General features: G+C 60.4%; 17 protein-coding genes and 1 pseudogene. 12 read left to right on the top strand and 6 right to left on the bottom strand.

Going from position 1 to position 25,673, the window contains the following annotated elements; translation table 11 throughout:
• Window positions 1-4: 4 nt before the first annotated feature.
• On the bottom strand, window positions 5-676 hold the full coding sequence (locus NLM27_RS39890) for a hypothetical protein (protein ID WP_254148474.1): 672 nt from the start codon (window positions 674-676) through the stop codon (window positions 5-7).
• Window positions 677-945: 269 nt separating this feature from the next.
• Here NLM27_RS39890 and NLM27_RS39895 point away from each other — a divergent pair, with 269 nt between their 5' ends.
• The gene (locus NLM27_RS39895; RefSeq protein ID WP_254148475.1) at window positions 946-1,911 is read left to right on the top strand and encodes a DUF2971 domain-containing protein; all 966 of its coding nucleotides are present in this window, start codon (window positions 946-948) and stop codon (window positions 1,909-1,911) included.
• 89 nt (window positions 1,912-2,000) lie between these two features.
• Here NLM27_RS39895 and NLM27_RS39900 read toward each other — a convergent pair whose 3' ends face one another.
• Window positions 2,001-3,473, bottom strand: a complete 1,473-nt coding sequence (locus NLM27_RS39900; protein ID WP_254148476.1) for a UvrD-helicase domain-containing protein — start codon at window positions 3,471-3,473, stop codon at window positions 2,001-2,003.
• Window positions 3,463-5,193, bottom strand: coding sequence for an ATP-dependent endonuclease (locus NLM27_RS39905; protein WP_254148477.1), 1,731 nt, complete (start codon window positions 5,191-5,193; stop codon window positions 3,463-3,465). Before NLM27_RS39905 ends, NLM27_RS39900 begins: the two co-directional genes overlap by 11 nt.
• A 294-nt stretch (window positions 5,194-5,487) precedes the next feature.
• Between NLM27_RS39905 and NLM27_RS39910 the strand changes: the two genes are divergently transcribed.
• Window positions 5,488-6,867 carry a DUF5623 domain-containing protein gene (locus tag NLM27_RS39910; protein ID WP_254148478.1) on the top strand — a complete coding sequence of 460 codons (1,380 nt, stop codon included), beginning with the start codon at window positions 5,488-5,490 and terminating at the stop codon, window positions 6,865-6,867.
• A gap of 133 nt (window positions 6,868-7,000) precedes the next feature.
• Here NLM27_RS39910 and NLM27_RS39915 read toward each other — a convergent pair whose 3' ends face one another.
• Window positions 7,001-7,894, bottom strand: coding sequence for a 3'-5' exonuclease (locus NLM27_RS39915; RefSeq protein ID WP_375142334.1), 894 nt, complete (start codon window positions 7,892-7,894; stop codon window positions 7,001-7,003).
• A 309-nt stretch (window positions 7,895-8,203) separates the two neighbouring features.
• Window positions 8,204-8,866, bottom strand: a pseudogene (locus tag NLM27_RS39920) (SOS response-associated peptidase).
• 219 nt (window positions 8,867-9,085) lie between these two features.
• On the opposite strand from NLM27_RS39920, the gene NLM27_RS39925 reads away from it, so the two are divergent.
• The 3 genes from NLM27_RS39925 (at window position 9,086) to NLM27_RS39935 (ending at window position 13,165) form a co-directional block, all read left to right on the top strand.
• The gene (locus NLM27_RS39925; protein ID WP_254148480.1) at window positions 9,086-10,189 is read left to right on the top strand and encodes a pyridoxal phosphate-dependent aminotransferase; all 1,104 of its coding nucleotides are present in this window, start codon (window positions 9,086-9,088) and stop codon (window positions 10,187-10,189) included.
• An 8-nt stretch (window positions 10,190-10,197) separates the two neighbouring features.
• The gene (locus NLM27_RS39930; protein WP_254148481.1) at window positions 10,198-11,976 is read left to right on the top strand and encodes a 5'-methylthioadenosine/S-adenosylhomocysteine nucleosidase; all 1,779 of its coding nucleotides are present in this window, start codon (window positions 10,198-10,200) and stop codon (window positions 11,974-11,976) included.
• Window positions 11,977-12,055: 79 nt separating this feature from the next.
• Window positions 12,056-13,165 carry a hypothetical protein gene (locus tag NLM27_RS39935; protein ID WP_254148482.1) on the top strand — a complete coding sequence of 370 codons (1,110 nt, stop codon included), beginning with the start codon at window positions 12,056-12,058 and terminating at the stop codon, window positions 13,163-13,165.
• A gap of 42 nt (window positions 13,166-13,207) precedes the next feature.
• Here NLM27_RS39935 and NLM27_RS39940 read toward each other — a convergent pair whose 3' ends face one another.
• A complete protein-coding gene (locus tag NLM27_RS39940) occupies window positions 13,208-14,164 on the bottom strand; it encodes a hypothetical protein (RefSeq protein WP_254148483.1) in 957 nt (318 codons plus the stop codon).
• Window positions 14,165-14,280: 116 nt separating this feature from the next.
• Between NLM27_RS39940 and NLM27_RS39945 the strand changes: the two genes are divergently transcribed.
• The 7 genes from NLM27_RS39945 (at window position 14,281) to NLM27_RS39975 (ending at window position 25,669) form a co-directional block, all read left to right on the top strand.
• Entirely contained in the window at window positions 14,281-14,808 is a 528-nt protein-coding gene (locus tag NLM27_RS39945) for a thermonuclease family protein (RefSeq protein WP_375142335.1), read from the top strand.
• 140 nt (window positions 14,809-14,948) lie between these two features.
• Window positions 14,949-15,131, top strand: coding sequence for a hypothetical protein (locus NLM27_RS39950; protein WP_247438947.1), 183 nt, complete (start codon window positions 14,949-14,951; stop codon window positions 15,129-15,131).
• Window positions 15,132-15,670: 539 nt separating this feature from the next.
• On the top strand, window positions 15,671-16,624 hold the full coding sequence (locus NLM27_RS39955; RefSeq protein WP_254148484.1) for an ArdC family protein: 954 nt from the start codon (window positions 15,671-15,673) through the stop codon (window positions 16,622-16,624).
• A 108-nt stretch (window positions 16,625-16,732) separates the two neighbouring features.
• On the top strand, window positions 16,733-18,850 hold the full coding sequence (locus NLM27_RS39960) for a ParB/RepB/Spo0J family partition protein (protein WP_254148485.1): 2,118 nt from the start codon (window positions 16,733-16,735) through the stop codon (window positions 18,848-18,850).
• A 178-nt stretch (window positions 18,851-19,028) separates the two neighbouring features.
• Window positions 19,029-23,351: a strawberry notch-like NTP hydrolase domain-containing protein gene (locus NLM27_RS39965; RefSeq protein ID WP_254148486.1), complete on the top strand. Its 4,323-nt coding sequence runs from the start codon at window positions 19,029-19,031 to the stop codon at window positions 23,349-23,351.
• Window positions 23,351-24,412, top strand: coding sequence for a toprim domain-containing protein (locus tag NLM27_RS39970; protein ID WP_254148487.1), 1,062 nt, complete (start codon window positions 23,351-23,353; stop codon window positions 24,410-24,412). The genes NLM27_RS39965 and NLM27_RS39970 overlap by 1 nt, the downstream gene beginning before the upstream one ends.
• 333 nt (window positions 24,413-24,745) lie before the next feature.
• Window positions 24,746-25,669, top strand: a complete 924-nt coding sequence (locus NLM27_RS39975; protein ID WP_254148488.1) for a DUF2493 domain-containing protein — start codon at window positions 24,746-24,748, stop codon at window positions 25,667-25,669.
• Window positions 25,670-25,673: the final 4 nt, after the last annotated feature.

A 25,673-nucleotide genomic window follows, 5' to 3' on the forward strand; every position in this document is an offset into this window, starting at 1 on the left:
GCCTTCAACGCTTGGTGTCGTCGCTCTTTTTCTTTTCGATTATCGAGACCACGTTGTCCTTAAGCTTCATCTTGGATTTCGGGTCGACCGCCGCGGGCCGTTTTGTGTCCTCCGACTTCTTCTGAATCACCACGGCCATCAGGTTGATACGGGCGAGCCACTCGTCAGCATTCGCTGACGGCGATTGCCAGAGTGCGTGCGACAACCGGCCGTCCGGCGCCGCGCGGTACGTCAGCCATGTGTAGAGCTTCGGCGGTGCCAGGCGGATGATCCGCTCCTCCTCGGTCTCGAAGAAATTCGGCATATTCGACGCCCTCGCGTCCTGACGGTTTGGCGTGTCTTCCGGAAACTTGGTCGGGTCCTCGGTGCGGACGATGTGCCCGTGGCAGTCGCCGCTGTAGATGTCGAGCCAGTGCCAGGTGCCGCGAGGCATCGGCGTCAGCGTGCACTTAAATGGGAGGTCGCCGGCTTTGCACATCTCCTCGAAACGCATCAGAATGCCGGCGCGGCGGATCAGACCGCGCATGTCGTCGCCTACCTTTGACGAGAACATCGGGGTGCCTTTGATCACGTCGTCGCCGGCGGCGATGCCTTCGCGCAGGGCCCGGAGCGTGTTTGCGTAGCTGTCGTAGGGAAAAGCAGTATCCAGGCGTTGCTGAAAGGTCTTGGTTTGCATGATTGGTACGGCTTCCTCGTCCCCGACTCGCGCCAAGTAAATCACCCCTTTTGGCATCCTGTGTCAAGTTTGGTGTCCCTTTTTCCATCAGCTTGCGGCGGGCAGGAGCCAAAGATCTGTAAAGATCAAAGACTTGGGCTGCCAAAGAACGATGTGCCGCCGTTTTCGCTGCTCTACGCCGAAACCTCCTGCAGCGGTGCACCGTGTTGCCACTCATCCGATTCGTAGCCCAAAACCGGCAAACACGAATCGCTGCTCAAGGGGGAGCCATGGCAGAAAAACGAAACATTCCGAGGCGGCTGTTCAAATACCGCGCGTTCAACAATCTCACACTCGATATGATCATCGCGGATAATCTCTTCTATGCCGATCCGAGCACGTTCAATGATCCGCTCGACTCTCGACCCTCGCTCAACATTGACCTTCCGGCTTCGGATCTGGAACGCGCACTACGGCAACTCCTCGAACGACGCGTGAGTGCGGAGATGAAAGCCGCGGCTCAGACAATCGGGTACCAGGGTCCGGAAGCCCTGGGTCACATCGATCGACTGAGCCGACAACGAGCCGATAAAGTCATTTCGGAAATCAGCTTCTATGCTACCGATCCCAGCTACGAAGTAGACGACCCTCTTCAGTTACTGCTTGGCAGCGATCTGGAGAAGGAACTGTTGCTGCAATACGACAAGGGCATTGTATCCTTGGGGCAGCGCGCCACCTGCCCGTTGATGTGGAGCCACTATGGCGATCAGCATCACGGTGTCTGCATCGGTTACTCGGTGCCGTCTGATGTGCTCGACGATCTCCATCAGGTTAAGTACGGCGGCACGCGGCTCGTCGATGCCAGCAAGGTCCTAGCGATGCTCGACGGCGACAAGGACGCTCGTCGTCAGGTTGACGAAGCCGTTCTGTTGCGGAAGGCAGCGAGTTGGCGATACGAGCAAGAATGGCGTTTGATTGGGCGGCGCGGGGTGCAGCGTTCCCCACTGGAGCTCGAAGAGGTCATCTTCGGAATGCGCTGCAAGGAAGCTGTAAAGTACGCTATCGTCACAGCGTTGGATGGCAGGCGACGTCCCGTTCGATTCTATGAAATGCGCGAACTCTACGGGACCTTCAATTTGAAGAAATATCCGCTGGAAGACGGAGAAATGAGAGCCTTTTTTCCGCGGCGATCTCGTGACATCCATGAAGCGTTCCAATCCATCGCCGCTGCCCAGACGGAGGGGCAGCCGTCGTGATGGCTCTGCCATCGCTAAGCGCGTACGGGACGAGGCTCAACCTACCTGCAAAACGCACATCGATAGATATTCCTCGGTCGCCGACTTGGTTATAGAGCGCGGCCATGTTCGATTTGGTCCCGTAACGGCAAGAATCGCTCCGTCGGGGATGTGATCCGAATGTTCATTGTCGCCCGGGTCAGTGCGACGTACCAATCCTTTCTCGTCATCGTGTCCTCTGCGATGATGATCGCGCGTTCGAACTCTAGGCCCTTCACCAGCAGCGTGCTGCCGATGCTTCGGTTGCCGAGGCGGCGTCCCGCATGCCGCATCCGATTTTGAACTTCCCAGATCGAAACGCTCAGCGTGTCAAGTTGACGTGTCGCCTTCAATTGCAGGGCGGATCGCATCGCATAGAACATCTCACGACGATACAAGTAGACGCCGGGTCTGTCGTGGAGAGCTTGTAGAAGGGCGAGAATACTCGATTCCGAACCGCTGTAGATCACGGCGTCGGTGAGCGGGAAGAGCGAACCGAACTTGGCCAGTCCCAGGCGTCGACCCTGCTGACGGGCTCCGAGCGCTTTGAGGAGCTCCGCTCTTTCGAGGCCGGTCAGGCATTTTGACGCGAAGTCGACGATTTCTCTTGCTCGTGCCAACCCGGTCGCCCGATCGATCCTCTTGGCGGCGGCATAGAGGGTCTTGCAACCGATTGCTTCGACGCTGCCAAAACCCTGCTTGGCAAGTTTTTGTGCCAGTGCGGCACGCCGGTTCTCGCTTGTGCTGTCGCCAATGACGATCAGGCTGCCTTGCACGGGGTCGCGCATGGAAGCGAGGCATTCCCCGACGATGGTTCTCTGACGGTGTTGAGGTGGCAAGGGCAGGGAGGTCCAAGTTACACATCGTGGTCTTGATCCCAGGTCGAGATCATTGCCGTTCTCAAGCGCGATACGGACGCCCTGCAGCCACTCGGCCAATTCCAGATTTTCTGCGTTCTTCCAGCGCCACGGCGTCAGAAGCTCGGCCGAACGTTCAAACAGGGGAAATACATCGCTATCCCAGTCGACCGGTTGCTGATCTCCGAAATCGAAGATCGCTTGTAATGGATCGCCGAACACGCAAGTCGGCAGAAGTTTGGCGAGCCGTGAGACAACTTGATGCTGCTGTTTGGTGCAGTCTTGATATTCGTCGACGAAGCATCCTCTATAGGATGCGAGCAGGACGCCATCGACAGCGCCGCTATCGAGCAGGCGCGCGCCGGCATGATAGACATCGTCCCAGTGGGCGCTGGTTGTCGGAACAACCCCAGCGAACCCCGAGCGTTGTGGAAAGGATGCCGCAAATCGCAAACACCATCCGGCGATGGTGTCGATGCGGTACTTTGCGGTCGGAACTCGGTGCTTACGCAGGCGTCTGGTCAAGGCATCGACGCCGGCATGTGTGTGCGTGAGGATCAGCCGGCGCCCATCGGAGATTCCGACTGCAAGTGCGATCTGTTCCGTTTTTCCGCACCCGGCTGCGGCGACAATGCTGCCACGGCGGATGCTAACAGCGAGCCGGGCAATATCGTCATCATTTGCCATCGATCCACTTCCTCATGGCGGCAACACCTGCGCTGAGAGGTTTGTCGGGAACAGCGCTAAGATGAGGTCCGATGAGCGCGGCCAGCCGTTCGCCGCGCTCGATTGTTTTGAACCACTTCTTGTCGTTCGCGAGCTTGCCGAGGATACGTCGGACTTGCACGGTATCGCGGTCATTGCCGAGTTTAGCTGCCGTGGCAGTGGGGAGCCCAACTGCCGACAGAGCGTTGTCAATCACGGCCCTGACGCTCTCGACGCTGCTGAATTCAATGGCGAGTGCGATCATCGAGCGTATACAAGCCCAGGGGAGGTCGAGAAACAGGCGTTCTTCCGTCGAGCACTTGTCAGGCCATTGGTGAACAACTGCGCCTTTCCCCTTGGCGCGCTCCAGATCTGTCTGATTCGGTTCTTCGTCGGAATCCAGGAGAAGCCAGACCTCATAGCCAAGGTCACGTAAATGTTCGGCGATAAGGGGTGCTTTGTCCTTACCTCCCCCGTCGATTGCGACAGTAGCTTGCAAGGCAAATGAGTCATTGCCGGACGTCTGCCACCATTCGTCCAGGCCGCGGGCAAGCCCCTGTTCGGTGCGGCCTTCCCCAACCAGTATTTTCCGGGCGAGAAAGGCCTCGGGGTTTCCTCTGAGATGGCGTTGTGCAGTGTCGGAGTCCCTTGCAAGAGCAGAGATGGACTTGACGGTGATGATGCCGACATCTGACCGGACTGAAAAGATATCGGCCGCAGTAAGCTCGCGGATCACGACCGGGGAATGTGTGGTTGCAAATATCTGCGGCTGAGCCGCGTCGGCGGCGGCTTTGGGCGCCTTGAGATATCTTAGTAGGCGAGCGATACGATGCGGCTCGAGGCCGTGCTCGATCTCATCAATGATCGCAACATGCGGGGGACCGGCGTCGTGCTGGAGAGCCGACACAAGAAGACGTGCGGAGCCTGTGCCGAGCCTGCGCAATGGCAGATCGCCATCATGAAGTGAGATGCCGCCTGAAGTGATGCTGACACCCTGTACGTCGAGCTCCGCCGTAAACTTGCCCCGCACAGGCACTGCGAAGAGCTTGCTCAGCTCCTCCGCTCGATCGACTGCGCTCTTGAAGACATTTCGGTCGCCGGCTTTGAACGAGGAACGGGCGGCGCGGGCCGCTTCAGCGAGTTGCAGGCTGAAGCCATCGCCCACCTCGCCGATGCGAGTCAGCACGGAGGTCCGCCCCCAACCCAGATGTCTCTCCGCGTAGGGGCCGAGGCGGTTCGTCGCAAGCTGCTTGGCGTCCTTGAACCGGATCGTCGGCGGATCGCTGTCGAGCGCGTCGATCCTGTCATTATGTATCGACCACCGAGCCTCTAGGGTCTGATCGATGACGACGTTGATCGAGAGCACTTCCTCCAAGCCTGGTCCCGGCTCATCGATGATTTTTTTGGCCGAGACATCCCAGCCGCGGAGGTGGAGCCCATATCGATCTTCGGCCTTGAGCTGCGGTGGCAGGTCAGAAAGTGTTACGGTGATCCGGATCGGCGCCTTAATGTCGAGATCGAAGAAATCGCAGTCGTCGGCAAAAATGTAGGACCTGGGATTGAGGCACAGCTCGATCGCGTCCAGCACGGTGGTCTTGGTCGAATCCCCGGGGCCAATGAGACAATTCATGCCGGGGGAGGGTGCCCATTTCAACGTTTTGATGCCGCGGAAATTTTCTACTTCCAAGTAGACGATGCGCATTCATTCCCCCAGGCCATGCTGCACAACCTGCCCATTGGTTCGACACTGCCACGATCTCGGGTCACTCCAAAGAGGTAATAAAGTAGCGGCAACCCGAAGTTTCCCCGTATCCTGCGGTATCCTTTCGCGAACGTCTCGGTCGTGGTATGTTTCGAGTCGGCTCCCGGCAGGAGCCTGCCGCCCGTCGTAGCGAAGCCGTTGAGGCGCTGTCCAGATCAATCGTTCCCGCCATGTCATGTCGGGCTCGAGAAGTGGTTGACGGGCGACGCTTCGCTAAGGGCCGGGAGACCTGACGTGTCGAACGATCATATTCGTCCGTCCTCTATCGAGGGCATCAAACAACTCGCCAAGCGATTCAAGAAGTCTGATGGCATTCAGCATGCCGTCGCCTTGGACAAGGCATCAAAGGCGGCCGGCTTCGAAAACTATAAGCATGCGCTGCGCAAGCTTGCGGGCGGCCTTGCAGCCCCTGGGGCATCGCCCGTGCTGTACATATCCGTTTCTTGGCGGGATCGTATGACCAAGGCAACGGGCTGCGAGATCCTGAAAATGCCCCTCGGCAAGATCCTCGACGCGCTTCTTAAGCCGGCGCAATACAAGGCATCGCGGGGGCTGGGTACGATGCGCCGCGAAGGTCCTGATCATCTTGGAGACACGTACACAGCGTCGTCGCAGAAGGCGGCGCGGGAGGCCGCGTGCGAGGCTGCCAGGACCATTCAGTTTATTGAGGCGACCAGACTCGTTCCGTCAAAAGCGAAGCGATCTTTCCCGCGAGGGCAATTCCAGAATCGGATGCCGGGCTCGGACCACGACGCAGCGTGGTTCGATCCCGCAGCAAAGACCTTTATCCGCACAAATGAGCCTTACGCCCGCAGCAGCGTTAGTCCCGAGCAGCATGCATGGGCTGAGCGACTTGGTTGGGCGGTCGCGGTTTCGCCTTGGAAGGGAATGTATCGGCCTGACGGCGGGACATCGCTCTTTCTTTTGGCCGATATGTCCAAGGGGTATTTGCTGGAGCAAATGATCTCGCGGTTGGCGGAGGCACCGGCTCCCATCGTGGCGTCGGCCTGGGATGGAGAGTCGAGGCCGATCGTGCCCGCTTTTGTCAGTCCGGGTCAGTTGGCGGAGATCGAGGCAAAGGTGCCCGAGGTCAAGATGGCTGGCGAGCGGCGCGGCTCCAACAACTCTGTTGCATATAGCATGGTTCTTTCGGGCGCGCGGCGCCGGCCGAAGTCCCGCATGCCGATTGAGGGACACAAATTGGTCGGACGACTGCTCAAGTCGATCCTGATCGGGACAAGGGCACGCGCTGGCGTTCACCGACGCGTCGACGCGATCCGCTGCGAGCTCGATAACTGGGTCCAGTGCGAATATAAACGCGATGAGCTTTCGGACGACGTGTTTTTCGATCTCTACTATCACGAGCTTCCTGAAGAGGACGCACTCGCTGCGGTACCCCCAAGCTGGGATCGGCACATTGTGAACCTTGATGAGGTTAAGGCTACACTCGTCCGATACTATCCCGAGTGCCCACCGCTGCGCCAATTGTTGAAGAAAGCCGATTTGGCGATCAGATCTCTTCGCACTTGGAATGTCGCCCCAACACATACACGAAGAGTGGATCGTTCGGACATCCATCGAAATCGGGATCCCGACGATGGTGGGCGCCTCTGACCGAACAACGAGCGTCGCCTTTGGATGAAATGGCAAAGCGCAGGTGTTTGATCCGGCGTTTTGTCCCCGGTCATCTTCAACTGCCCTGCTGCAGATTTCGCCGAGATTTTTGCAGCGGGCGCACCGCGCTCTTCTAGACCCTGACGGAAAAGCGGTTGAATGCAGTCAAGCTCTGAATGCGCAGTTCCAGTTCCCGCTGATAGATCAACTTTTGCAAGAACTCGATTTCCGCGTCTTGATCGCTTTCGTCGACATCGATGTACCAGGACTTCGGCCGTCCATCGGTACCGTCACTCCAGCGATATCCGCGTCGCTTGAGTTCATCCTTCAGCTCGAACGGCGACTGTTCGGCCCAGATCCTGATGGTCTTGCGCCGCGCGCGCTCCAGCAGAGCGGAAAGAACAGTCCGATTGTGATGGGGGAGCTGCAAGGCCAGGATCTCGAGGAGCGCGAGGCAGTCATCGACGGCGCGATGAGCCTCATGAAACAGGCCCGCCTTCATCAGCAGATACGGCAGTCGCGAGCCTTCGAAGCCGTGATTGCGCCATTCAATCTCACTGACCGAACACGCCCACGCTTGATGTTCAAACGACGGACAGTAACGCTCCATGAACTTGCGATCGAAAGCGGCATTGTGGGCAATGACGACAACGGCGTCTGCCGCGAAGGCCGCAACGCGACCCGGGTCAAGGCTGTGCCCATCGACCATCTCGTCGGTAATCCCGGTGAGAGCCGTAACCTCCGCGGGGATGGGCACCGATGGCTGGTTGAAGCAGCCGAAGGTATCGAGGACTCGGGTGACCCGGCCGTCCGGGAGATAGGCGAACTTGACCATTCCGAGCTCGATGATCTGATCGCAGGTCGGATTGAGGCCAGTCGTCTCGACATCCAGCAGGAGAGCAGTCTTGGCTGCTTCGCCGTTGCTCGCGGCGAATTCTGACCGCGGAACGAGCCGGCGCAAGACCCGATAATCGGGCGATTGCTCGAGCGCGGCCGCCATTTCGGCCAGAGCTAGGGGGGTAGTCATGGTCATGTTCATGATTAGAAAATGAAGCCGCGCTCAGTACGCACTTGGTTGAACTCTATCGGATCCGATCGGGCGAGGCATCGGTGCCTGTGGATAGCTCTTCGCTGGGGTACGTCTCGCAACTGACAGCTGGGTCGAAATAACCGGTCACCAAGGAGGAACCTGCGAGATAGCCGGCTGGGGCGCTCGAGGAAAGAGCGCAGGTCTAAGGAATCACGTTAGGAGAACGAGGAAGCAGCCTTCAGGCGGGGGAAAATCGCCGGTGCAGGCGCTTTTTCCGCCTGTTCCGCCGCCCTGTGCAAAAGCCGTCTACGCGGCGATCTTGTCTTCCTTGTCCATGCCGCGCATGACGATCTTCAACGCGTCGTCAGGCAAGGGGCGCTGCGGCGCCTTCGCTTCATTCCAGGGAGCGCGCATCCAGATGTCGCGCTCCTCCTCGGTGGTCAGGATCACCGGCATCGCTTTCCGATGGATCGGCTCGACGACCGCATTGGGCGAGGTCGTCAGGAAGCCGTAGACGAGGTGGGGCCGGGGATCGGCTTGGACTTGGTGCTGCGGTCGCCCCTGAACTCGGTCCGGATCCCCGCGAAACAGAACAGCGGCCGGCTTTCCTCGAGCGCAAACCAACTGACGTCCTTCTTCTTGGTCTCCGGATTTGGCTCTGGGGCGTATTCGGCGAAGCTGTTCGCCGGCACGAGGCTGCGGTTCTCCGGCTTCAGCCAGCCGTGCCAATGCGGCGAGGACGAATTGCGGATGTTGGTGACCGACGGCCCCCCGGTCTTGGGTGGCGGGGGGGCATGCCCAGCGCATCAGCACCATCTCTTCGGCGTCGCCGGCATTGCGGATCACCGGTGCGGGATAGTCCGGAAACACACCGGGCATTGGCGCGAGATTACCGACATACTGGTTCATGCGCCTGAACAGACCGGCGATCGCCGCCTGGTTGGTCGTGATCGAATAGAGATTGCACATTCAGCGCCGCCTATCCCGTGTAGGTTCGAAAGCGCCCCTGCGTGTAGGCGTCGGGACTACAAGGTGAATTAAACCACTCCCGGTCCCATGGCGAGCGATGACGGCGACGCTAAGTCATGAAGCCCCGCCATTGTAAACGCCCACCGCGCGGAGTACAATTTTCCGTTGTGAAAGAAAATTGCTGCACGTTAATTGGATTTCGCGCGAAGGTAATGGGTCATGCTCCGCTTCGAGCTTGAGGATTTCTTCGACGAGTACGAACATCAAACAGGCCTTATAAACCTAGCTTCCAGCGACGCTGCACCGTGGAGCGCATCGGCACTGGATAAGGAGGTATTGGCCGAGCTCGCAGGCGGCTCGCTCGGCTATCCCAACCCAAAGCGACTGCTAGGCTCGCTCGAACGCGCTCTCGCCCCGCCAGCTGGTATCGGATTGCTGCCTACGTCAGGTGCCGCCGAGGCCATCGCTCTCGCGATCCATGAAATTGCAAAATCGTGTTCCCCGCCGGAATGCCTGCTCGCGCTTCCCTCGCCGAGTTACGGGGCGTTTCGGGGACTGGCTTCACTGCTCGGCATAAAGACAAAGCAATATGACTATCGACCGGGCGATGATTGGCAACCGGATCTTGATGATATGTGCGCTCTTGCGAGCGAGTGCAGCGCATTCATTCTGAACAATCCTCACAATCCAAGCGGCTACGTCATCTGCAACGAGCATCTCGAGCGAATTGCCGAGATACTCGCGTCCCGCGGCGCAGTCCTTATCGTTGACGAAGTGTTCCGATTTCCCGACGAGATGCCTTCGGCAATCGAACTTCGATGCGACGTGGTGGTCCTCGGAAGCCTTTCCAAGACGCACGGACTACCGGGATTGCGGCTCGGCTGGATCGCCGCACGGCCAGAACGCCTCGCGCGATACAGGACTCTGCAACAATATCTTTCACTGACCTTGAATTCCTTTTCTGTAGCAATCGGTTGTTCGGTCTTCGAGGACCTTGCCAGATTCGATCGAGCCGGGCTCGTCAGAACCAATCGAAGACTAGTCATCGATTGGGCGCGAAGATTGCGCGGATTGGTTTCTATTTCAGCCCCATCGGGCGGCACGACCGTCTGCGTGGCGGTAGATGGCCCGATCTCGGAGGAAATGCTTTTCAAGGCCTCTTTGGATGCGGGCATCCTTATTGCGCCCGGAGGCCGTTGCTTTGGCCCGAGCCTATCCTCGGCTTGGTTCCGCCTCGGCTACGGCACTGAAACCAGCTCGCTCGAGCTGGGTCTCGAGCGATTGGAAAACGTAATCCGCGACCGATTAGAAAAAGTGAATTAGGTGCAGCCATGTTTGCCCGAAAGTCCGACCTTGTTCTGATTTCGAATCTCAAAGATCAACAAGACCCCGATACAAACTGGTTCACTGAGGAGTCACCCAAGGGGCTCGCTGGGCGCTGCCTCCTTGATGCAATCGAATATCTTCATTCGGCGCCGAAGCTGCCAGCTAGATTCTGGCATGTCGTGAATGCGCACGCGATCCGGTTAGTTCACCGCTGCTTGACGGATCCACATGTGAACCGGCCAGATGTTCTCGAACGTCTGAAGCCTCATATCGAGGAGACCTGTCGCCAGCTTCTGAATGGACGTCAGCCAAGTGTGCCGTTTTACGGCGATGACTATTGGGACTGGGCGTCGGTCGTCAACGCGTTCATGGAGGTGCGTTCCGCGTCCCCGAGCGCGGAACGGGCTGCCGCGCGCGAAATGGACTCGTTCCACGAGGCCGTAAAGAAACGTACGCTTGGCGGCCTATCGGTGGGCAATCCGGATCGCGAGTGGTATGGGCCTGCGACGGCGGCACTTGCGTACAGGGTCCTAGGAAAGGGTCCTGACGACACGCGTGGCATGCAACAACTTCTCGCGCAACTAAAGGCGCAGGCCTTGGAGACCGTCGTTGATGGGAAGTATCGCGGTCGCGAGATTCCCGCCCGGCAATTGCTTTGGCACTACGGCCAGGTCGTCGCTCTGTTCCCCGTAGAGGCGAAGGAGCAGGTCGAGAGGCTGACCGATTTTTCATGGTCGAAAGATGCGATGGAAGACGACGAGCGCGTATTCGTCCTGGCCCGCGTGCTGCAGGGGGCCTACGCCGCCGATAAGTCCGACACAATTGAGAACGCACTAACGCTGCTCTACAAGGCCCAGACCCTCAGTCGGCCTTTGGGCTACGGCTTAATGGGCGACGTCGTCAAGGGATCTCTGAATGTGCTCGATGCCCTCTGGCCACATTTGAAGGCGGAGGAGAAGGCTGACATCGCCAGAATGATCGACGCTCTCCTTGCTAGTTACGCAAGAAACAACACCGTCGGTTTCATTGTGGCGATCGACCATGAGGTCGAAGCGATTGAGGATGCATTGAAGAGCGTCGGAGCCACGATCGAGAAAAAGGGCGGGACGACGATCGTCAAACACAAGAAATTCAGGGCCGCGATCTGTGTCGGTAAGTCCTTGAACGCCGCGACCACCGCCACCAGCACTCTAATTGAAAAACATAACGCGAAATGGATCATCATGTCCGGCGTCGCCGGGTCGCTCGGAAAATCGACTGCAAAGAAAGGAGATGGTGCGCAGTTCAAAGGACCTGACAAGGGCGATCTGGTCGTCGCGACGTCCATGGCCCCCTTTCATATACGCGACAAAGTGAGGGAGGAGATTGAAAACGCCAAGGTCCCGTTTGATGGGGATACTTGGATGGTCATCCCGACGGATCCTGAACTATTCCGGCTTGCTCACGAGGCAGCCAACGAAATGAAGGACGAACTCAGATACTTCTACGAAGGCATGATAGTGAGCGGTACCGGTATCAAGGACTCGGCGGCCGAGAAGAAAAGGATACTTGACGAATTTCCCGGCGGGCTTGCCGTGGAAGAAGAGGGTTACGCCATGGGGATTGTGTGCCTGAGCCATCACGTACCGTACCTCAACATTCGAGGCATTTCGGACCGCGCCGAAGGCGACAAGGCGAAGCAGAAGCAGGACACAACGGTCGAGAACAACGAGCAACGAGGTGTCGCAAAACTGGCAGCCCGGCTCGCGGTGAAGGTTGCGGTACGACTTAGCGAGCGCTGGTGATCACGGCGCTTGTCGATCTCGCGTCAGCAAGTTGAAAGTCTAAGATATCGCGTTTCAGGTCATTTGATCAGAGGAAACGATGGAACATTTCGACTATGGCAGTCTATCGGCAAAGAGCCATCTTGCAGCGTTGGAGATCGATCGGGTATGGAAAAGTGCGGCTTGTTTTGATCGCACCCTTAGAATAGAGGCGCGCTCGTTTGTTCGTTTGGCTGAAAAACGCGTTCGACCAACGACGTTTGCGCGCTCCAAGCTCTTTGACAAGATGGCGTCAAACGAACCGATTCTGTTTTCAAATTTTGCGATACGTCCTTATTTCAACCACGGTCGCCTGAGTACGGACGGTCTTCTGCGGGAGCTTCGAGCGGGTTTCCCAAATTCCACTCGCGCCCGCGTCAGGACGTCCGAATCCGTGAACTATGCGCCGATCCCGATAGTGCTCGACAGATGGAGAAAAGCCCGGTCTCGGTTCGGAGTCACGGACCTCCATTACATCGGCACACGATTTGATCGGCGCATAGATACGTCGGGTCTCAACGACTTCAATCTTCTTCCACGCGGAACCGATGGGTACGAGTCTCAGGATTCTCTCGTCATCAGCACAGCCGGCGGGTTTACCGACTCGCACTCGGACGATCACAGTGGAAGCAACCACAGTTTTGTTGGCACTAAGCTATGGCTGCTTTGGGATACGCTCGAAGGCTTCGAGCACGGTCTCGAAGACGTCGAGCGATGCGCGGTGTACAATCGCGCGGCCTTCGATATGGACGCCTTCCTCGCGATGAAATCTTCATGCTGGATATTCATCGGGCCGGGGCAAACCATGTTCATTCCGGCCAACCTCACTCATAAAGTGGTCACTCTGGAGCAATATCTGGGCTTGGGTAGCTTTCACGCGGGACTTCCCGGATTACCGAACCTCCTTTCGCATTGGGCTAAGCTTTCGCCCTCGTGGGCCGCTCCCTTCCAACCGGGAAGACGGGGTTCAGTCGAATTCCTGGTTCGGCGCGCGGTGCGACGGGTTCGTGAATTGAAGACTCAGAGCCGCACCGAGCAGTATCGATGGGGTTTGCCTTACATGAGGAAAGTTCTACGGAGGATGCTCATCGATCGTGTGCAAGATCCGCGTTGGACCGAGGTGGGTCACGCTAACTTCAATAACTTTGTCATCGCCGCTTCGCAGATCTAGAGACGAGCGCTGCGTCGATTCGACGAGATTAGAAGCAACGACCTACTTCAGCTCTGGATGCGCCGCGGTCCAAGCTTCCAGTGACTTCGTGCCGGAGTCGTTCCACATTCTCAATACTCCTGTAAAGTAGGTGGAGTGATAATCCGCGACCGAGTTCTCAACAAGGAAACCCGGTAGGGTTTGCGAATTCGTTCCATTCATCTGGGGAATAAAATAGACGTAGCCTTCATCCGCCTTAGGATCGAAGAAGTAGAGACGCGTCTGCACCGGTTCGTCGATGATCCTCACTTGTAGCGTGCCGGGATAGTGGGCCGCCTTCGCTTCTTCCACTGTTCTGCCTAAGATCCTGATGCCGGTGAGACAATCGGAGGCGAGCTCCTTTTCCGCGACACCTAATAGATGTGCCACTTTGCTGATTGCGTCGCCGTTCGGACTCAGGACGAGGAAATTGAGATCGACTCCGGCAGCCAGTTTGCTCAAGATCACGTCATGATATTGGTCGACGGAGATATAGAAGGTCGTGCCGACAAACCACGCTTCTCTCTTGGCCTGCTTGAGAAGCGAAGGAAATTGTTGCCTATCGCCGGTCGCCAGAAAATCGTTCGACCGCTCGAAGATTTTGGCGATGTCTTTCTTGCCTGTCGTGGGCGAAGCAGACGGCGTTTTCGGCGTATCCTTGAAGACGGCGGTGATCAGTGCCGCGGCGACGCTGCCGAGCACAGGTAGGACGATCGCCAGCTTCTTCCACCGCTGAGTTAGCTCCTCCGTGGAAAGAGCTTTGTCGACCTGCAAATGGACGGCAGCCTGGCGGGGGTGGGTCGGTTGACTCCATCTAATAAGGAGCAAGGCAGTGTTTACATCGTAAAGCTTCTCGTCAACTGCGGTGCCATCGACGTAGACGTTTTTGACCTTGACTGTGGGGATCTGCAGAGCCGGACATCGCCATCCGCCCTTGGAGCGGTCCCAGTCGTCATTAGATAAAGTGATGGTGAAATCCATATTGGCCCCCGGGCCATCGTAATATTCGCGTAGCTCATCACGGAGGGACACACAATTCAACGAAAAATTGTGATAGGCCTCGAGAGCGCGCGTCGCAACCGCAATGCCGCGCTCCTATTTGGCGGGGCCCGTCGAAATCGCCGAGTGCCTGGGTAGAGACGGTATGCGCGGCCCTTGCCGACAGCTTTGTCGGCCAGGCCAGCGTCATTGACGGCGACACCCTGGAAGTTCACGGAACGCGGATCCGCCTTTGGGGTGTGGATGCTCCGGAAAGCACTCAGCTGTGTCGCGGTGAGGACAGTTTACAGTACCGCTGTGGTTCGAAGGCTGCGAACGAACTCGATGCCTTTATTACCCAGCGTCCCGTAAACTGTGTCCCGGTCAGCCTCGACCAATATGGCCGCACGGTCGCGACCTGTTCGGTCGCAGGCGGGGATCTCGGGGAATGGCTTGTGCGCAACGGTCTCGCGCTGGAGTGGCCCCAATACTCGAAGGGCAGACACCATGAAGCCCAGCGCGAGGCTGAGCGCGTGGGCCAAGGACTTTGGAAGGGTAGCTACGTCGAGCCGTGGCTCTATCGTGCATGCATCCGCGCTGGTGGAAAGCCGTCTGCCTGTTCGGACGATGCAAATGCCCATCCTTGATGGGATCCTCCACGAGGGCGTCAATCGACAACGTGTGATGGACGATCACCGCACTTTTGCGGGCGGCTCTAGTCTAGCGCGGTTTAGGCGACTCACGCTACTTCATCATTCCCACCACCTCGCTGCAGAATGAGAATGAAATGGTTGCTGCTACCCGTGAATTGCCGGCCTCTGGTTACGCGCTTGAAGTGGACGGCCGACTCAAGGCCGAATTTGCAACTAGAGACGGCGCCAGGGCAGGTGGAGAAGAACTGAAGAAGCGTTTTCCGATGCTTCAGATCAGGATCTATGACGCGCAGACGCATGCGCGCGAGGAAATTTAGGTCCTTCTCAACTTTTTGGCGGAATTCTTCCGCTTGCGCGCGTGCGGCTTCGCCGCACCGGGCTCTCGTGAACCGAGCCGCTTCGCGTCTCGGCCATCCGGCTTCGATCCCTCGCGCAGAAACTGCGGAGCTCCTCGCCGGGGGCACTCGGGAAAGGGGCTCGCCTTCGGCGATCGCTATCACTGCCCCGTTCCCGGGTGCCGCTGTTAACCGGTCTCGTCGCTGCACTCAGACCCGCGTGCCCCTTCGGGTCGCTATGCTCACGCTCTCCGGGTGCCATTTCAGTGGGGCGATGCGCTGCGCGCACGCCTGGTCAGGGCCTGCGGCCCTAAGCAGTCGAGGCCACATCCCATGAAGAAATGGGACCTAAGGTGGTCGATCCGCAGATTATCCCGTTCTCTCACTTGCGAGCGGGCGGCGGGGCGTCACGCGTCGCCGCTTCCGCGCAACAGGCTGAGAGCAAGAGTGCTGAATGGGGTTTGCCGTGACGGGTTACAGGCTGCGAGAGAGGCTCGCGGCGCCTGTCGCGGAGACCCGCGATGTCCAGACACTATCCTCGAGAGCGTGCCGGTGCGGATCGGGCAAGCCTTTATGACGACATCACCAACAAGATCATCGGTGAACTTGAGGCTGGCCGAGTGCCGTGGGTGCAGCCTTGGGGCACCGCGGCGAAGGCGTCTTTGGCCATGCCGAAAAGCGCGGCGACCGGTCGACAATACAGCGGCATCAACGTTCTGATCCTCTGGGGTGCTGCCACCGAACACTCATTCACGGGTCAGAGTTGGCTTACGTTCCGCCAAGCGCTGTCGCTCGGTGGTCACGTCCGCAAGGGCGAGCGCGGGACGACCGTTGTCTATGCCGATCGATTTGTACCGGTTGAGGAAAAACGGCGCGCGAGCGAAACGAGCGATGAAGCGCAGGCCATCCCGTTCCTCAAGCGCTTCACTGTCTTTAATACTGATCAATGCGACGACCTGCCTTCGGAGATCGCGACGACGGCGCCGCCTCCGCCACCAGGCCTGATTGAGCCGCAGGTCGAAAATCTCATCAAGGCGACCGGCATCAACTTCCGCATTGGCGGCAACCGCGCATTCTATGCGCCGGCAGAAGACTATGTGCAGGTGCCGCCACCACAAGCCTATTTTGAGCCGATCAATTGGCATCGAACCGCCTTGCATGAACTGGCGCATGCCAGCGGCCATCGGTCACGTCTCAGCCGCGACTTGTCTGGCGGTTACGGCACCAGGAAGTACGCCTTCGAGGAACTCATCGCAGAAATATCGGCTGCATTCAGTTGCGCGTCGCTTGGTATCGTACCGACGGTGCGACATGCCGACTATATCGGCTCCTGGCTCGAGGTGCTGCGCGAGGACAATCGCGCGATCGTGCGAGCTGCCTCACAAGCCAGCAAGGTTGCGGATTATCTCCTTGGATTCTTGCCGGAGCCCGTTGTCGACAAGATGACTGAGAGAGCGGAGCAGGAGGCCGCGTGAAGCTCTCGCCAGTCGCCTCGAATAAGAGAGTGAGAGGGGAGTGGCTGCTTTCGCGACGGGTTGGAGGTCGAGAGAGAGGCTCCCGGCCGCCCGTCGTGGAGAATCGACATGACGAAGGCTGTCCAAAAGATCACCCTGTCGCCCTCGCGGGACATTCCGTTCAACAAGCTGGTACTCAGCCAGTCCAACGTCCGGCGCGTGAAGGCGGGCGTTTCGATCGAGCAACTCGCGGAAAGCATCGCCCAGCGGACGCTCCTGCAAAGTCTCAATGTGCGGGCGGTTGTAGATGCGGAAGGCAATGAGACCGGTATGTTCGAGGTGCCGGCGGGCGGCCGGCGCTATCGCGCACTGGAACTTCTTGTCAGGCAGAAGCGCATGGCGAAGGCGCAGGCCGTTCCTTGTGTGGTGCGCGAGGGGGGCATTGCCGAAGACGATTCGCTTGCGGAGAACAACGAGCGGGTAGGCCTTCATCCGCTTGATCAGTTCCGGGCTTTCCAGACCTTGAGCGGCGCCGGCATGTCCGAGGAGGATATCGCGGCTCGGCACTTCGTGACACCGGCCGTTGTGAAGCAACGCCTCCGGCTGGCGTCCGTGTCGCCGAAGCTGCACGACGTCTATGCCGAAGACGGCGTGACCCTCGAGCAGCTCATGGCGTTTTCCGTCACCGGGGATCAGGCTCGGCAGGAACAAGTCTGGGAGAATGTCAGCCGTTCGGGCTACGATGAACCATATCAAATCCGGCGGATGCTGACGGAAAATACCGTGCGGGCGTCCGATCGCCGCGTGCAGTTCATTGGGCTCGATGATTACCAGCAGGCAGGCGGCGGCATTTTGCGCGACCTGTTCGAGCACGATGATGGCGGCTGGCTTCAAGACGTCGCTCTGCTCGACCGTCTTGTCACGGAGAGGCTCAAAGCCGAGGCGGAAGCAATTGGTTCGGAGGGATGGAAATGGATCTCAGTCGCCATTGACTTCCCCTACGGCCACACCACACGACTGCGCGAGCTGGAAGGGCAACCTGTCGATCTCACCTCCGAAGAACGGGCCACCATCGACGCTCTCAACACCGAGCAGGCGAAGCTTGAAGCCGAATATCAGGACGCGGATGAGCTGCCCGAAGAGATCGACCAGCGTCTCGGCGCGATCGAGGCGGCGCTGCTGGCGCTCGAAAACCGGCCGAAAACCTACGATCCGGCGGAGATTACCCGGGCCGGCGTCTTCGTCAGCATCGATTCCGAAGGGCGGCTTTGCGTCGATCGGGGCTATGTCAGGCCGGAGGACGAGGCACCTGTGGCCGGTCTCGATGTCGAGCGGGACGCCGATACGTCACCGACTGAAGGGCAGGAAGCTGGTGCTTCCGTACAGCGCACGGCGATCTCGGTCGCCGGCGCAACGAGCGAGCCGGAGGAGGATGATGAAGACCCGGCAAGGCCCTTGCCGGATCGGCTTATCATCGAGCTCACGGCGCACCGTACGCTGGCATTGCGAGATGCGCTGGCCGAAAATCCTGCGGTCGCGTTCCAGGCGGTGCTGCACAACTTCGTGCTGACGGCCTTTTACCGATTTGCTTCGTCCGGAAGCTGCCTGGAAATCGGGCTCCGCACGCCAACCTTTCCCGCTCAAGCTCCGGGGCTGAGGGAAAGCGTCTCGGCTAAGGCTGTCGAGGCGCGGCATGAGGCCGGGAAGGCACGGTTGCCGAAGCGCGAGAACGATCTCTGGGCTGCGCTGACTGCTCTCGATGGTGGTGCAAAGGCCTCGCTGTTCGCCCACTGCGCGTCCTTTGCGGTCAACGCCGTCTATGAGCCGGCCAATCGTTACAATCAGGGTCGCGTCTCAGCCCACGGCGTCCGCACGCGTCTCGACCAGGCCAACGTGCTAGCGCGCGCTGCCGGACTTGACATGGTGCAGGCTGGCTGGAGACCGACCGTCGACAACTATCTCGGCCGAGTCACCAAGCCTCGCATTCTGGACGCGGTGCGGGAAGCCAAGGGCGAGTCGTCGGTGCAACTGATCGACCATCTGAAGAAGGCCGACATGGCCAAGGAGGCCGAGCGTCTCCTGGATGGCTCGGGCTGGTTGCCGGAGCCGCTGCGTCTCGCCGATTCCAGGCCGTCTTCGGCGGAGCCGGTAGGTGAAGCGGGCCCGCTGCCAGAATTCCTCGCTGGCGAGGAGGATCTGGAGAACGGTAGCGACGAGCATCCGCAACAGCTCGACGCGGCTGAGTGACAGCATAAGGGTCGGCTCCGGCTGTCCTGCACTTGCTTGGGGGACCGGTGCCCAGCAGCGGTCCCATTTTTATTGGGAAGGGCTGAGAGGAAGAGTGGGGCCGTGAAGGGTTTGAATCGCCGTGGTCGTGAGAGCGCCGGGCGGTTCGATCCGTTCCTGCTCTCCGAAAGAAATCCCCATGACCGAATCTCTCGCTGGCGGCGCTGCCGCTGCACCGCTCTCGATGCGTGCCGCTGCCACGATCACCTCCGCTGCGGTCAGGGCTGCGCGACAGCTCTTGACCAATCTCGAACGCGGCCAGCGCATCGATGCCGCAGTCCTGCGTGGAGCCATGGAGGCTGCTTTCGGCGCCTCGGACGCGGCCGGTGCCTGGAATTGGAAGACCGCCTACGACACCTGCGAGGCGGCCACCGTTCTATTCCTTCGCAAGTTCGGTCCGGCCATCCGGACCAAGGCTGGCTCAACGGCCGCGACGCTGCCGATGCTCGCGAGAGTCGCCAGTCTCCTGCCGACCCACACGCGGCGTTCCGAGGACAGCCAGCTGCTTCAACAATTCTCGACGCCGATCCCGCTGGGGCTGGCCGCATGTACCGCAGCCGGCATCACGCCGGCCGACCGCGTTCTGGAGCCCTCAGCGGGCACCGGCTTGCTTGCGGTCTTTGCCGAGCTCGCCGGCGGCACTCTCGTGCTTAACGAATTGGCCGAGTCCCGCGCGTCGCTGCTCAATCATCTGTTCGCCGACGTCAACGTCACGCGGTTCGACGCCGCCCAGATCGATGATCACCTCGAAGTGAGTGTTGTCCCGAGCGTTGTCCTGATGAACCCGCCATTCTCTGCGCTGACCAACGTCGATCGTCGGATGGCGGACGCGGCGCTCCGGCACATCGCTTCGGCCTTAGCGCGCCTTTGCGACGGTGGGCGTCTGGTCGCCATCACCGGTGCAAGCTTCGGGCCGGACAATCCGGCATGGCGAGACGCCTTCGTTCGCCTTCAGGAACGCGGGCGAGTTGTTTTCTCTGCCGCGGTCGACGGCGCCGTCTACGCGAAACACGGAACACGCATCGACACACGGCTGCTCGTCATCGACAAGCAGCACGCGGCAGACCCGAACGTTTTTCCGCCTCCGCTCGGCATTGCGGGCGATGTCGCTACCTTACTCGGTTGGGTGACCGAGCATGTGCCTTCGAGGCTGGCTGTTGCCGCCCCAGACGTGATCAACGTCACCAGGCGCCCTCCGATGTCAGGATTCCTCGGCGCCTCTGCACCATGTCCGTCCTCTACTTCCGGCGGCGCCGCGCCAGAAGACGTCGAACTTTCGTACGAGACGGTCGAGTGGTTACCGCTGGAAGGCGCCAGGCTTACCGATGCGCTTTACGAGGAATACGGATTGCAGTCGATCCGTATTCCGGGCGCGCACGCGCATCCGACCAAGCTCGTGCAGTCGGCTGCAATGGCGTCTGTCGCGCCTCCAAGGCCATCCTATCGGCCGCATCTGCCAGCCAGCCTCGTGGCAGATGGCATCCTGTCGGACGCCCAGCTTGAGAGCGTCATTTACGCCGGCGAGGCGCATTCCGAATTTCTCGCAGGCTCCTGGACGGTCGATGCGACTTTTGACGTTGTCGTGGCCGCGCGCGACGACGCAGAGAATGCCCTCCGCTTTCGTCGCGGCTGGTTCTTGGGCGATGGCACCGGCGCGGGCAAAGGGCGGCAGGTCGCCGGTATCCTGCTCGACAACTGGCTCAAGGGTCGCCGCCGCGCGGTCTGGATCAGTAAATCCGACAAGCTGATCGAGGATGCACAGCGCGATTGGTCGGCACTCGGCATGGAGCGGCTGCTTGTGACGCCGCTCTCGCGTTTCCGCCAGGGCACGCCGGTCAGGCTCTCGGAAGGCGTCCTATTTACCACCTACGCTACGCTACGGACCGACGAGCGTGGCGAAAAGCTTTCGCGTGTGCGGCAGATCGTCGAATGGTTGGGCTCCGACTTCGATGGAGTGATCGTCTTCGACGAGAGCCACGCGATGCAGAACGCGGCAGGCCAGAAGGGCGAGCGCGGCGACCAGGCGGCCTCTCAGCAGGGGCGTGCGGGCCTCAGGCTCCAGCACGCCTTGCCGAATGCGCGTGTGGTCTATGTGTCGGCAACGGGCGCCACTACGATTCACAATCTTGCTTATGCCCAACGCCTTGGCCTGTGGGGCGGCGCCGATTTTCCGTTTGCCACCCGCGCCGAGTTCGTCGAAGCGATCGAGGAGGGCGGCGTCGCGGCGATGGAAGTGCTGGCCCGCGACCTCAAGGCGCTCGGTCTCTACTCGGCTCGCTCACTCTCTTACGAGGGCGTCGAGTACGAGCTCATCGAGCACCAGCTCACACCAGAGCAGGTACGCATCTACGACGCCTACGCCGGCGCGTTCAGCGTGATCCATAACAACCTCGATGCCGCGATGCGGGCCGCGAATATCACTGGCGAGACCGGAACGCTGAACGGGCAGGCCAAATCGGCGGCACGATCGGCCTTTGAAAGCGCCAAGCAGCGTTTCTTTGGCCACCTCCTGACCTCGATGAAGACGCCATCGCTGATCAGATCGATCGAGCGCGATCTCGACGCCGGCCACGCCGCCGTCATCCAAATCGTTTCGACGGGCGAGGCGCTGATGGAGCGCCGGCTCGCCGAGATCCCGACCGAGGAGTGGGGCGACGTCCGGGTCGACATCACCCCGCGCGAATATGTCCTCGACTATCTCGCCCATTCCTTCCCGGTCCAGCTCTATGAGCCATTCACCGACTCAGAGGGCAATCTCTGCTCCCGGCCCGTCTATCGTGACGGCCAGCCGGTCGAGAGCCGGGACGCCGTCGCGCGCCGCGACCGACTGATCGAGAAACTCGCCTCGCTGCCGCCGGTCCCGGGTGCGCTGGATCAGGTGATCCAGCGCTTCGGCACCGACGTGGTCGCCGAAGTCACCGGCCGCTCACGCCGCATCGTTCGCAAGCGCGAACGGCTGGTCGTCGAAAACCGGGCCGCTTCGGCTAACCTCGCGGAGACATCGGCCTTCATGGACGACGTCAAGCGGATCCTCGTGTTCTCCGACGCGGGCGGCACTGGGAGGAGCTACCATGCCGAACTCTCGGCGCGGAATCGCCGTCTGCGGGTCCACTATTTGCTCGAGCCCGGCTGGAAGGCTGATGCCGCAATCCAGGGGCTCGGCCGGACCAACCGCACCAACCAGGCGCAGCCGCCGCTGTTTCGTCCGATCGCGACCGACGTGAAGGCCGAAAAGCGCTTCTTGAGCACCATCGCCCGCCGGCTCGATACGTTGGGAGCGATCACGCGCGGCCAGCGCCAGACCGGCGGGCAGGGCCTGTTCCGGCCCGAGGATAATCTCGAAAGCCAGTACGGCCGCGACGCGTTGCGCCAACTCTACACGCTGCTAGCACGCGGCACGGTCCAGAGGTGCTCGCTCGAGAGATTCGAGGATGCGACCGGTCTGAAGTTGACCGATGCCAATGGGCTCAGGGATGAGCTGCCGCCGATTACGACCTTCCTGAACAGGTTGCTGGCGCTCACGATCGACCTTCAGAACATTCTGTTCACCGTCTTCGAGCGGCTATTGACCGCTCGGATCGAGGGCGCGGTTGCCTCGGGCACCTACGATGTCGGGCTGGAAACGCTTCGCGCCGAAAGCTTCATCGTCAGCGACCGGCGGACCATTTATGTCCATCCCGGCACTGGTGCCGAAACCCGGCTTCTCACGATCACGCAGCGCCAACGCAATCATCCCGTGAGCCTCGATGACGCTCTTGGTCGTCTTTCGGATCGCCGCGCTGTCCTATTGATCAATGAGCGCTCGGGACGTGCGGCAGTGCAAGTCGCAGCCCCGAGCTTCATGCTTGACGACGGCGAGATCGAGCAGCGCGTGCGCCTGATCCGGCCGATGGAGCTGCATAGCGTTCCCTTGAAGATGATGGCGGAAAGCCATTGGGCTGAAGCGGACCGTAAGCGTTTTGCTGCAGCTTGGCTCGCGGAGCTTGCCGAGGTCCCCGAGTTCACGGAAAGCACTATCCACGTCGTGGCCGGCTTGCTGCTGCCCATCTGGAAGCGGTTGCCGAACGAGTCGACGCGCGTCTATAGGCTTCAGACATATGCGGGCGAGCGCGTCATCGGGCGCAAGGTCTCGGCGACCTGGGTCGCGAGCTTCCTTGCGGCTGACGCGCCGGCGCTAACGTCGGAGGCTGGCTTTGCAGCGCTGATGGAGGGGCGGACCGTCTTCGAGCTTTCGGAAGGGCTCCAGCTTCGCCGTGCCCGGGTGATGGGCGCATACCGTATCGAACTGTCTGGGTTCAACGACACGATGCGCGATCGGCTGCGCGCCTACGGCCTCTTCGGAGAGATCATCTCCTGGAAGCTGCGCATGTTCGTGCCCACGGACGCGAGCGGTGTCGAGATCCTGTCAAAGGTGCTCGAGCAGTATCCGATCGCGCGCATCAGCGAGCGGGAGGCCGCCTGATGCCCCGCGACGCCACCGAACTGACACGCCGCCTCGCGCGCGAGGCCGAGGCGGTGTGCCGATACTATCTCTCCAATGGCAAGCGGGCGGGGCGGTACTGGGTGGTCGGAGACGTCCACAACACCCCGGGGCGCTCGCTGTTCGTGCGGCTCCAGGAATCGCCGAAGGGGGCTGCCGGCAAATGGACGGACGCTGCGACTGGCGAGCATGGCGATCTCCTCGACGTCATCCGTGAAAGCACGGGATTTCGCGACTTCCGCGAGGTTGCCGATGAGGCAAGACGCTTCTTGAAACTACCTCGCGCTGAACCGGAGATCATCTCAAAGCCTGTCGGTCCGGCAGCACCGGCCGGATCGCAAGAGGCCGCCCGTCGGCTCTTTGCGATATCTGGCCCGATCGAGGGGACTGTCGTTGAAACGCATTTACGGCGTCGCGGAATAGTCCACATCCACCATGGCGGCAGCTTGCGCTTCCATCCGCGCTGCTACTATCGGCCAGACGAGCATTCACCCACTGAAACCTGGCCGGCGATGATCGCTCGCGTCACGGATCTCGATGGCAGGATTACCGGCGTGCACCGCACCTGGCTCGATCCGCACGGCTTTGATCGCATTAGACTCGGCAAGGCGCCGATCGACACGCCACGACGGGCCATGGGCAACCTACTTGGCAACGCGGTTCGGTTTGGAATGTCGGACGACGTGCTTGCTGCCGGGGAGGGTATCGAGACCATGCTGTCGCTGCGCTGCGTGCTGCCGACCATGCCGATGGCCGCTGCACTGTCGGCCAATCATCTCTCAGCGATGGTGCTACCGCCGGGCTTGCGTCGGCTCTATATCGCCCGCGACGCCGATGCCGCGGGAGATATGGCGCAGACCATTCTGACCCAGCGCGCAGCAGACGCCGGCATTGAAGCGATCACGCTATCGCCTCGGCTGGGCGACTTCAACGAAGACCTGCACATCTTTGGTATCGGAGCCCTCCGAGCAGCGTTGCCGATTCAACTCGTGCCAGAGGACGTCGTCAGCTTCTTGCATTCGTCGACGGTGCCCGCGGAATAGGTCACGACGGTTCGATCGACCGTGACAGGTCGGTCATGGGCGAGGCCAATACCGGAAGAGGGCGCGACCTCGGCCTTCTAGAGGGCGATCGGACGGCAAGCGGCCCGGGCCGGCAATGGCTGCGTCCGGCTATTTTCCGCCGCGCGCCGGCAATTGAAACACACATCATATGTCTAGCCAGCGCGCTTTGCATCGCGAAGCAAAATAGCCGGCCTCCGCCATCCTCCGCTGCCGCTTCGGCCCTTCGGGTTCTGGCCTGTTCCGCCCGCCGTCTGAGTGATCGCCACGAAGGCCGCGAAGGGCGCGGCCAAACCCGGCAAAGGACCTCCTTCCATGACCGACCATGACGACGTCGAGCCGCTGCACGCCTCTTCTCCGACCGACCACGTCCTCACCGAACTTCAGCTCTTCGGTTACCGTCCCTTCGACGACCAGCCTGATCCGAGACCGCTTCCCGAAGGCAAGATGATCGCCGGTGCCGTGGCCGATATCTTCGACGCCCTGGTTGCGACCCTGAACGACACGCGGCTCGAGCCGGACCTGGACGATCTGCTCTGGTCGACCGTCAACTTGTTCCATCGTGCCGTCGATCGCATCGAGCGCCAGCTCGACGACAACGAGCAGGCGCAGCACAAGAGCCAGCGCGAGCAGAACGGTTCCGAAGTACGATCGGTCGAACTCGAGCGCCTTACGGCTGAAGGCATCACGCTGATCGAGCGCCGCAACTGCCTGGAGCTCTTCCGCGACCAGGCCATCGAGCGATTTGAGGTCCACACCGGCTCGACCTGGCGTCCTCGGTCGGGGTCACTGGTCAACCACCGCACGCTCACCGCGGCGATGATCGACTCCCGCGACTTCATCGCAGCGAAACGCCGCGCCGAGACCGAGGTCCTGGTGCCGCCTGGCCCCAAGATCGCACTCACCGGCGGGCTCGACTTTAACGACCACCACCTCATCTGGGATCGCCTCGACAAGGTTCACACCAAGCATCCCGACATGGTCCTGCTCCATGGCGGCTCACCGAAAGGCGCCGAACTCATTGCCTCCAAATGGGCGATCAATCGCAAGGTACCGCAAATTGCCTTCAAGCCCGATTGGACGAAACACGCCAAGGCAGCTCCATTCAAGCGCAACGATGCCATGCTCGAACTCATGCCGATCGGCGTCATGCACTTCCCAGGCACGGGAATTCAGGACAACCTCGCCGACAAGGCGAAGCGACTCTGCATTCCCGTCTGGAAGTTCGGCGGCGCGTGAGCGC

The sequence above is a fragment of the Bradyrhizobium sp. CCGB12 genome (assembly GCF_024199845.1).
In the GTDB taxonomy this organism is placed as follows: domain Bacteria; phylum Pseudomonadota; class Alphaproteobacteria; order Rhizobiales; family Xanthobacteraceae; genus Bradyrhizobium.

Coding starts and splice junctions, on each gene's coding strand:
- NLM27_RS39935 (WP_254148482.1), top strand. CDS start 12,056: ATGGAACATTTCGACTATGGCAGTCTATCGGCAAAGAGCCATCTTGCA.
- NLM27_RS39905 (WP_254148477.1), bottom strand. CDS start 5,193: ATGCGCATCGTCTACTTGGAAGTAGAAAATTTCCGCGGCATCAAAACG.
- NLM27_RS39970 (WP_254148487.1), top strand. CDS start 23,351: ATGCCCCGCGACGCCACCGAACTGACACGCCGCCTCGCGCGCGAGGCC.
- NLM27_RS39965 (WP_254148486.1), top strand. CDS start 19,029: ATGACCGAATCTCTCGCTGGCGGCGCTGCCGCTGCACCGCTCTCGATG.
- NLM27_RS39960 (WP_254148485.1), top strand. CDS start 16,733: ATGACGAAGGCTGTCCAAAAGATCACCCTGTCGCCCTCGCGGGACATT.
- NLM27_RS39950 (WP_247438947.1), top strand. CDS start 14,949: ATGGTTGCTGCTACCCGTGAATTGCCGGCCTCTGGTTACGCGCTTGAA.
- NLM27_RS39900 (WP_254148476.1), bottom strand. CDS start 3,473: ATGGCAAATGATGACGATATTGCCCGGCTCGCTGTTAGCATCCGCCGT.
- NLM27_RS39940 (WP_254148483.1), bottom strand. CDS start 14,164: ATGGATTTCACCATCACTTTATCTAATGACGACTGGGACCGCTCCAAG.
- NLM27_RS39975 (WP_254148488.1), top strand. CDS start 24,746: ATGACCGACCATGACGACGTCGAGCCGCTGCACGCCTCTTCTCCGACC.
- NLM27_RS39955 (WP_254148484.1), top strand. CDS start 15,671: ATGTCCAGACACTATCCTCGAGAGCGTGCCGGTGCGGATCGGGCAAGC.
- NLM27_RS39890 (WP_254148474.1), bottom strand. CDS start 676: ATGCAAACCAAGACCTTTCAGCAACGCCTGGATACTGCTTTTCCCTAC.
- NLM27_RS39930 (WP_254148481.1), top strand. CDS start 10,198: ATGTTTGCCCGAAAGTCCGACCTTGTTCTGATTTCGAATCTCAAAGAT.
- NLM27_RS39925 (WP_254148480.1), top strand. CDS start 9,086: ATGCTCCGCTTCGAGCTTGAGGATTTCTTCGACGAGTACGAACATCAA.
- NLM27_RS39915 (WP_375142334.1), bottom strand. CDS start 7,894: ATGACTACCCCCCTAGCTCTGGCCGAAATGGCGGCCGCGCTCGAGCAA.
- NLM27_RS39895 (WP_254148475.1), top strand. CDS start 946: ATGGCAGAAAAACGAAACATTCCGAGGCGGCTGTTCAAATACCGCGCG.